Raw genomic sequence first — 7,738 nt, forward strand, 5'->3', positions numbered from 1 at the left:
CCCCACGGCGGCGGCCGTGGCGCGCAGGCGGGAGCGGGGGGAGGTGCTCATGGGGGGCTCTTGAAAAACGAACGTTCGTTCATGTAGCTTCGGACCTGCGGTTCGACACGCTTCCTACCTGAATCTGGGGTCCGAACATGCCGTTGCTCCAGTTCGAGGAGCTCTCCCTCTACTTCGAGGAATCGGGTGCGGGCACCCCCGTGCTGCTTCTTCACGGGCTTGGCTCCTCTGGCCGGGACTGGGAGTCCGTGGCACCCAGACTGACGGGCCGCCATCGCGTCATCGTTCCAGATGCGCGAGGCCATGGCCGCAGCGGAAAGCCGCCGGGCGCCTATGGCGTGCCGCGCTTCGCCCAGGACATCGCCGGGCTGTGTGACGCGCTGGGCCTCACCGGCGTCCACGTGGTGGGCCTGTCCATGGGCGGGATGATGGGGTTCCAGCTCGCGGTGGACCGGCCGGAGCTGGTGCGCAGCCTGGTCATCGTCAACAGCGGGCCGGAGCTGGTGGCGCGCACGCTGCGCCGCAAGTTCGAGTTCGGCCTGCGCCTGACGCTGCTGAAGCTGCTGGGGCCCGCGGCGCTGGCGAAGGTCCTGGCGCCCAGGCTCTTTCCCAAGCCCGAGCAGGAAGCGCTTCGTCAGCGCGCGCTGGAGCTGTTCAGCGCCAATGACGCGGACGCGTACCTGCGCGCGACGAAGGGGTTGGTGGGGTGGAGCGTCATGCGGCACCTGGGCGGCATCACCTGCCCGGTGCTGGTGCTCGCGTCCGATAGGGACTACACGCCCGTGTCCACGAAGCAGGCCTACGTGGACCTGCTGCCGAACGCGCGGCTCCAGGTGTTGAGTGATTCCGGCCATGCGTCACCGCATGACCAGCCCGACAAGGTCGCCGAAGCCGTGGCGGCCTTCCTGGCCGGAGTCGAGGACGCCGCGGCGGATGCGCGGCAGCCGGGCTGAGCGCGGTTCCCCACCCCGAAGGAGTCAGTCAATGAAGCGGAACACTGTCGCGTGCGCGCGCACGTGGTTGTTGCTGCTCGCCGTCCTCTCGCTCACCGCCGCCGCGCCCGCGCGCGCCGGCACCTGGGTCCATGGCCTTGAAGGGACCCGGGGCTTCCAGCTCTGGGTGCCCACGGGCTACCAGGCCGACACGCCGCTGCCCCTGGTGGTGGCGCTGCACGGCTGCTTCCAGAACCCGACCCAGTTCGCCGGCCTCTCGCGCCTCAACGAGAAGGCGGACGCCGAGAAGTTCCTGGTGCTGTACCCGAACCAGGCGACGTTCGCGAACCCCACGCAGTGCTGGAACTTCATGCTGGTGCTCAACCAGACGCGAGGCCACGGGGAGCCCGCGCTCGTCGTGGACATGGTGGCGCAGGTGCGGCGGCACTACGCGGTGGACGCGCGCCGCATCTACGTGGGCGGCGTCAGCTCCGGCGCGGTGCTCACGGGCACGCTGCTGGCCTGCTACTCGGACGTGTTCGCCGCGGGGATGATTGGCGCGGGGGCCATGTACAAGGCGGCCACCACGATTTCGGGCACGGGCTTCGCGATGCTCTTCGGCAGCATCTACCACCCGGACGACCGGGGCCGGGACGCGTGGGTGTGCTCGGGCCGTCCGCGTCACACGGTGCCGGTGCTCGTGGTGCACGGGACGAAGGACAGCGTGGTCGACATCGTCAACGGTCGGCAGGCGACGCGGCAGTTCCTGCAGACCAGTGACTACGGCGATGACGGCGTGGCCAACGACAGCATCCGTCCGGTGGCCACGCAGGTGACGCGCGCGAGTGTGCCCGGCGGGCGCGCGTACACCGTGGAGGACTATGTCTACGGCGGCGCGCTGGTGGCGCGACACATCGAAATCCAGGGGATGGACCACGCCTGGCCCGGCGGGGATTCACGCTATCCCTTCGCCGACCCGTCCGGGCCGGACGGCACCCACCTCATGTGGGACTTCTTCCGGCGGCACACCCGGAACTGAGGCGCGCGTCAGTGCTGGTGGCCCAGGCGCACCTCGACCTCGGGGTGGGCCTGGGCGAACGCGCGCAGCCTCTTGAAGCTCGCCGTGGCCCCGTCCGCGTCGTTGTTGTACGAGCCGGGCTCCACGTCGTGCTCCCAGCCCCAGCGGGTGTGGCTGATGTCCCCCGCGAGCAGCACCGGGCCCTTCGTGGAGCGCACCAGGTATGCGGTGGTGCCGGGCGTGTGGCCGGGCAGCCAGAGCGCCCACACGGAGCCGTCCCCGAAGATGTCCACCGCGCCGTCGAACAGGCCGGCGTCCTCCCGCGCGTAGGTCCACTCCGACAGCGGCGGCTTGCCGGCCAGGGCGCGGTCGACGTTGGCCTGGACGACGAGGTTCATGAAGGCGCGCTCGGAGGCCTCGCCCGGCCCGGAGTAGACGGGCGTGCCCGCGGGGACGTCCGCCATGCCGGTGACGTGGTCCGGGTGCAGGTGGGTGAGGAACACGCCCGCCAGCGGCTGTTGCTGCTTCGCCAGCCACTCGCCCAGCGGCGCGTGCACCTTCATGCTCCCCATGTTCATGGCGCTGACGATGAGCCCCTGCATGGCGGCCTTCTCCGGCGCGTCCCGCATCGCCGTCTCCACGCCCGTGTCGACGATGAAGAGGCCCTTGGCCGGGTGGCGGAGGGCGTGGAAGAAGATTTGCGCGGGCTCCGCGCCGTCCTTCAGCCCGGCGGCCTTCGCGGTGGGGTGGGCCAGGTTGATGAGGCCGCCGCGCTCCACCGCCCAGTCGCAGGAGACGACCGTCTCCAGCTCTACCGGGCCGGGCTGCGTCAGCAGCGGCAACAGCTCCGAGGAGGGCCGCGCCTTGCCGAGCGTGGAGGGCTGGACGCCGTGTGAGGTGGTGGCGCAGCCCACGAAGCCGGTGACGGCGAGGGCGCCGCCGAGCGCGGCGGCGATGGAGAGGACAATGGAACGGGTCCGCATGGATGGAGCTCCTTCACGTCGAGACACGCGGAAGCTAACGATGCGAGAATTGATGGGAAATGACGATTCAGGCATGAGGTCATGCATTCATGAATATCTCCTGGGATGACGCGCGGCTGTTCCTGGCCATCGCCGAGGCGGGCAGCTTCAGTGGCGCGGCCCGGCGGCTCCGGATGGGCCAACCCACGGTGAGCCGGCGGCTGGCGGCGCTGGAGTACGCGGTGGGCATGGCGTTGTTCCGCCGCGGGGTGGATGGCGCGGTGCTGACGGCCGCGGGCGAGCGGCTGGTGCAGCCCGCGAAGAAGATGGCGGAGTGGGCCGGTGAGCTGCACCGCGCGGCCGAGTCGTCGGACACGTCGCCGCGGGGGCTGGTGCGGGTGACGGCGTCGCCCTACATGAGCTTCGGCTTCCTCGCGCCCTTCGCCGGGGCGATGATGAAGAAGCACGAGGGCCTGCGGCTGGAGGTGCTGTCCGGGATTCAGTACCTGGATTTGGGGCGCGGCGAGGCGGACCTCGCGCTGCGAGCCCGGGGCCCGATGAACGCGGACTTGAAGCTCCTCTCCTCGCTGACGGTCCCCAACGCCGTCTTCGCCGCGAAGTCCCTCAAGGCCCGGCTGCCCAAGCGGCCGTCGCTCCAGGCGCTCCCGTGGGTCGCCTGGGCGCCGCCGTTCGACGCGGTGCCGCCCAATCCCCAGCTGGCGTCCATCATCCCCGGCTTCTCGCCCGTGTTCACCGCCGACAACTACCTGGTGATGCTGGCGGCGGCCGAGGCGGGCGTGGGGGCCATGGTGCTGTGCGACGTGCGCCACCGCTTCATGCGCGAGCGGAGCCTCGTGCCGCTCGACGTGGACCTGGGGCCCTTCGCCACCACCACGTACCACCTGGTGTGCGCGAAGTCCGCGCTCGACATCCCGCGGGTGCGGAAGGTCTCGGAGCTGCTGGTCGAGGAGCTGGAGCAGGCGAAGAAGCGGTGACACGCCGCTGCCGCTCCTCGGGTTGCGGTGGCCCGCCGCGCGTGTTCACGGTACTCCATGGGCACCGGGTACCGTCCCCAGGAGGACCTCCACCATGACTGAACGCAACGCCATTGCCGCCGGTTTCCTCACGCACGAAGTCACGAACCAGCCGCCGCCGCTCGAGTACGACGCGTGGACGACGGACACCGTGCTCCGCGAGGTGGTGGCCCGCGAGGGCGGCGGCTGGGCGGAGGCCGACCTGGCGAAGTACGGCCCCGTGGTGGGCGGGGAGATGCAGCAGCTGGCGTTCCTCGCCAACGAGAACAAGCCCAGGTTCCGGCCCTTCGACCGCTATGGCCACCGCCGCGACGAGGTGGAGTTCCATCCCGCGTACCACCGGCTGATGGAGCTGGGCATGGCCCACGGCGTGTCGGGCTTCGCCTGGCGCAACGAGGGCACGCCCGGCGCCCACGTGGCGCGCATGGCCCTCTTCTATCTGCACAACCAGGCGGACAACGGGACGAGCTGCCCCCTCACGATGACGTACGCGTCGGTGCCGGCGCTGCGCCACCAGCCGGAGGTGGCGCTGGAGTGGTTGCCGCGCGTGAGCTCGGCGTCCTACGACAGCCGCTTCATCCCCGCCGCGCAAAAGTCGGGCGCCACCATTGGCATGGGCATGACGGAGAAGCAGGGCGGCTCCGACGTGCGCACCAACACCACCCAGGCGCACCGCCTGGGCGAAGGCCGCGGGCCCGGTCAGCCCTACGCGCTGGTGGGGCACAAGTGGTTCTTCTCCGCGCCCATGAGCGACGCCTTCCTGGTGCTGGCGCACGCGGAGGGCGGCCTGTCGTGCTTCCTGATGCCGCGCTTCACGCCGGACGGCGCGCTCAACGCCATCCGCGTCCAGCGGCTGAAGGACAAGCTGGGCGACTGGAGCAACGCCAGCTCGGAGGTGGAGCTGCATGGGGCCTACGCGGTGATGGTGGGCGCGGAGGGCCGCGGCGTCCCCACCATCCTGGAGATGGTCGCGCTGACGCGGCAGGACTGCATGATTGGCTCCAGCGGGCAGATGCGGCAGGCGCTGGTGCAGGCCATCCACCACACGCGGCACCGCGTCGCGTTCGGCAAGCGGCTCATCGACCAGCCGCTGATGCGCAACGTGCTGGCGGACCTGGCGCTGGAGCTGGAGGCCCATGTCGCGCTCACCGGGCGCGTCTCCCGCGCGGTGGACGCCACGCCTCGGGATGAGAAGGAGGCCGCGTTCTGCCGCATCGCCACGGCGGTGGGGAAGTACTGGGTGTGCAAGCGCACGCCGCCCTTCGTCAACGAGGCGCAGGAGTGCCTGGGCGGCGCGGGCTACGTGGAGGAGACGAACCTGCCGCGCCTGTACCGGCAGGCGCCGCTCAACTCCATCTGGGAGGGCAGCGGCAACATCCAGTGCCTGGACGTGCTGCGCGCGGCGTCACGCGAGCCGGCCAGCCGGGAGGCCCTCTTCGCCGAGCTCCTGGCCGCGCAGGGCGGGCACGCCGCGTATGACGAGGCCACCGCGCGGCTGGGCAAGGCGCTGGCCAACACGGACTCAATGGAGGCGCGCTCGCGCTCCATCGTGGAGGGGCTGGCGCTGGCGCTCCAGGCGTCGCTGCTGATTCGCGCGGGCAACACCGCCGTGTCGGATGCCTTCTGCGAGTCCCGTCTGGGCGGGGCGCATGGACAGACGTTCGGCACGCTCCCGGCCCACGCGCCCATGCAGATGCTCATCGAGCGCGCCTTCCCCGATGGCGCGGCGTGATAGGAAGACACCCCATGTCCAATCTCCAGGGAAAGACGCTGTTCATCTCCGGTGCCAGCCGTGGCATCGGCAAGGCCATTGCCCTCCGCGCTGCCCGGGATGGCGCCAACATCATCATCGCCGCCAAGACGACGGAGCCGCACCCCAAGCTCCCCGGCACCATCTACACGGCGGCGGAGGAAATCGAGAAGGCGGGCGGCAAGGCGCTGCCCTGTGTCGTGGACATCCGCGACGAGCAGCAGATCGCCGCCGCCGTGGCCAAGGCGGTGGAGACCTTCGGCGGCATCGACATCCTGGTGAACAACGCCAGCGCCATCAGCCTCACGGGCACGCTCGAGACGCCGATGAAGCGCTTTGACCTGATGCACGGCATCAACACGCGCGGCACGTATGCGTGTTCGCAGGCGTGCATCCCGTACCTGAAGAAGGCCAGCAACCCGCACATCCTCAACAACTCGCCGCCGCTCAACATGGAGGCGCGCTGGTTCGCGCCCCACGTCGCGTACACCATGGCGAAGTTCGGCATGAGCATGTGCGTGCTGGGCATGGCGGAGGAGCTGCGCTCGGACGGCATCGCGGTGAACGCCATCTGGCCGCGCACCGTCATCGCCACCGCGGCGGTGCAGAACCTGCTGGGCGGGGATGAGACCATCCGCGGCTGCCGGACGCCGGAAATCATGGCGGACGCGGCCTACGCCATCCTCACCAAGCCGAGCCGCGAGTTCACCGGCAACTTCTGCATCGACGAGGAGGTCCTCCGCGGCGTGGGCGTGACGGACTTCGACAAGTACCAGCTGGTGCCCGGGGCGGAGCTGCTCCCCGACTACTTCATCTGAGTCCGCAGCGCCCCAGCCCGTCCTCGCGCGCGGAGTCGCTGGAGCCCGCGCGAGGGCGTGGAATGCTCAGGGCCCTTGTCAGGGGCGCCCACCGGGGCAGGTGCGATAGGTAGGGGAGCCACATGGACCTGCGGCATCTCCGAATCCTCCTGCTGTCGGCGCTGGGGCTCCTCGCCTCGGCCTGTCCGAGCCCCACCCGCGCCCCCGTCACCCGGCCCGAGGACGCGCTCCTCGGGCTGTCCCGGAAGATGGAGCCCCGGGACGACGGTGACGTCGCGTCCCTGCGGACCGCCGTCGCGGAGAGCCTCGTGTGGCTGCGGAGCCGTCCGTCCGACCACCGCTTCATCTACGGCGCGCGGCAGGTCTCCCTCGCCGAGCTGCGGACCGCTTTGGAGCGCCTGCACGCGCGGCTTCGCGAGGACCTCACGCCGGAGGCGCTGTGGGCCCTGGTCCTGGAGGACTTCGAGCCGATGGAGGCCGCCGGCGGCGAGGACGGCCAGGTGCTCTTCACCGGCTACTACGAGCCCACCATCGAGGCGAGCCTGACGCGCACGGACGTATACAACGTGCCCATCCACGGGCCTCCGTCCGACCTGATTGAAGTCCCGCTGGAGCCCTTCGCGGAGCGCTTCAAGTCAGAGCGGGTCTTCGGCCGGCTCGATGGGCGGAAGGTGGTGCCGTACTGGTCTCGCGGGGACATCCGAGGGGGGCGGCTCAGCGGGCGGAAGCTGGAGCTGGCCTGGGCCAGGGACCCGGTGGCGCTCTTCTTCCTGGAGGTGCAGGGCAGCGGCTCGCTGCTGCTGCCGGATGGGAGTCGGCGCCGCATCGGCTACGCCGCGTCGAATGGGAAGCCCTACCGCAGCATCGGCTCGCTGCTCATCCAGGAGGGCGCCATCCCCAAGGAGGAGATGTCGATGCAGGCGCTGCGGGCGTGGCTGGCCGCCAATCCTCAGCAGCGCCACCGGGTGCTGGACCACAACGAGTCCTACGTGTTCTTCCGCTTCCTCAACACCGCGTCGGTGGGTTCGCTCGGGCGGCCGGTGACGGCGGGGCGCTCCATCGCGACGGACGCGCGGCTGTTTCCCAAGGGCGGCCTGGCCTTCATCCACACCGAGCGGCCGGTGCGCATGGCGGATGGCTCCGTGCAGTGGAAGCCGCTGTCGCGCTTCGTGCTCAACCAGGACACGGGCGGGGCCATCCGCCATGCGCACCGGCCGCTCGGTG

The 7,738-nt window shown here is 70.5% G+C and carries 7 protein-coding genes; 6 read left to right on the plus strand and 1 reads right to left on the minus strand.

Annotated features, from left to right (window positions below):
• Positions 1-137: 137 nt before the first annotated feature.
• Positions 138-953 carry an alpha/beta fold hydrolase gene (locus HV824_RS33700; RefSeq protein WP_176425098.1) on the plus strand — a complete coding sequence of 272 codons (816 nt, stop codon included), beginning with the start codon at positions 138-140 and terminating at the stop codon, positions 951-953.
• Positions 954-984: 31 nt separating this feature from the next.
• The gene (locus HV824_RS33705) at positions 985-1,971 is read left to right on the plus strand and encodes a PHB depolymerase family esterase (protein ID WP_176421450.1); all 987 of its coding nucleotides are present in this window, start codon (positions 985-987) and stop codon (positions 1,969-1,971) included.
• Positions 1,972-1,979: 8 nt separating this feature from the next.
• On the opposite strand, the gene HV824_RS33710 is transcribed toward HV824_RS33705, so the two are convergent.
• A complete protein-coding gene (locus HV824_RS33710) occupies positions 1,980-2,933 on the minus strand; it encodes an MBL fold metallo-hydrolase (RefSeq protein WP_176421449.1) in 954 nt (317 codons plus the stop codon).
• 89 nt (positions 2,934-3,022) lie between these two features.
• On the opposite strand from HV824_RS33710, the gene HV824_RS33715 reads away from it, so the two are divergent.
• The 4 genes from HV824_RS33715 to HV824_RS33730 all read left to right on the plus strand — a co-directional run.
• Positions 3,023-3,907 (plus strand): LysR family transcriptional regulator, encoded by an 885-nt coding sequence (locus HV824_RS33715; RefSeq protein WP_176421448.1) that lies wholly within the window; start codon positions 3,023-3,025, stop codon positions 3,905-3,907.
• Between the two features lie 94 nt (positions 3,908-4,001).
• On the plus strand, positions 4,002-5,678 hold the full coding sequence (locus tag HV824_RS33720; RefSeq protein ID WP_176425099.1) for an isovaleryl-CoA dehydrogenase: 1,677 nt from the start codon (positions 4,002-4,004) through the stop codon (positions 5,676-5,678).
• Between the two features lie 14 nt (positions 5,679-5,692).
• Positions 5,693-6,514 (plus strand): NAD(P)-dependent oxidoreductase, encoded by an 822-nt coding sequence (locus HV824_RS33725; protein ID WP_140796131.1) that lies wholly within the window; start codon positions 5,693-5,695, stop codon positions 6,512-6,514.
• A 122-nt stretch (positions 6,515-6,636) separates the two neighbouring features.
• Positions 6,637-7,738, plus strand: a 1,102-nt coding sequence (locus HV824_RS33730; protein ID WP_176425100.1) for a murein transglycosylase A, incomplete at its 3' end; no start/stop codon positions are given.

It is taken from the genome of Myxococcus sp. AM009 (genome assembly GCF_013372605.1).
Classification (GTDB): Bacteria; Myxococcota; Myxococcia; order Myxococcales; family Myxococcaceae; genus Myxococcus; species Myxococcus vastator.

Bases quoted from the DNA above. Each gene is read 5' to 3' on its own strand.
- HV824_RS33720 (WP_176425099.1), top strand. From the start codon at position 4,002: ATGACTGAACGCAACGCCATTGCCGCCGGTTTCCTCACGCACGAAGTC.
- HV824_RS33725 (WP_140796131.1), top strand. From the start codon at position 5,693: ATGTCCAATCTCCAGGGAAAGACGCTGTTCATCTCCGGTGCCAGCCGT.
- HV824_RS33705 (WP_176421450.1), top strand. From the start codon at position 985: ATGAAGCGGAACACTGTCGCGTGCGCGCGCACGTGGTTGTTGCTGCTC.
- HV824_RS33700 (WP_176425098.1), top strand. From the start codon at position 138: ATGCCGTTGCTCCAGTTCGAGGAGCTCTCCCTCTACTTCGAGGAATCG.
- HV824_RS33715 (WP_176421448.1), top strand. From the start codon at position 3,023: ATGAATATCTCCTGGGATGACGCGCGGCTGTTCCTGGCCATCGCCGAG.
- HV824_RS33710 (WP_176421449.1), bottom strand. From the start codon at position 2,933: ATGCGGACCCGTTCCATTGTCCTCTCCATCGCCGCCGCGCTCGGCGGC.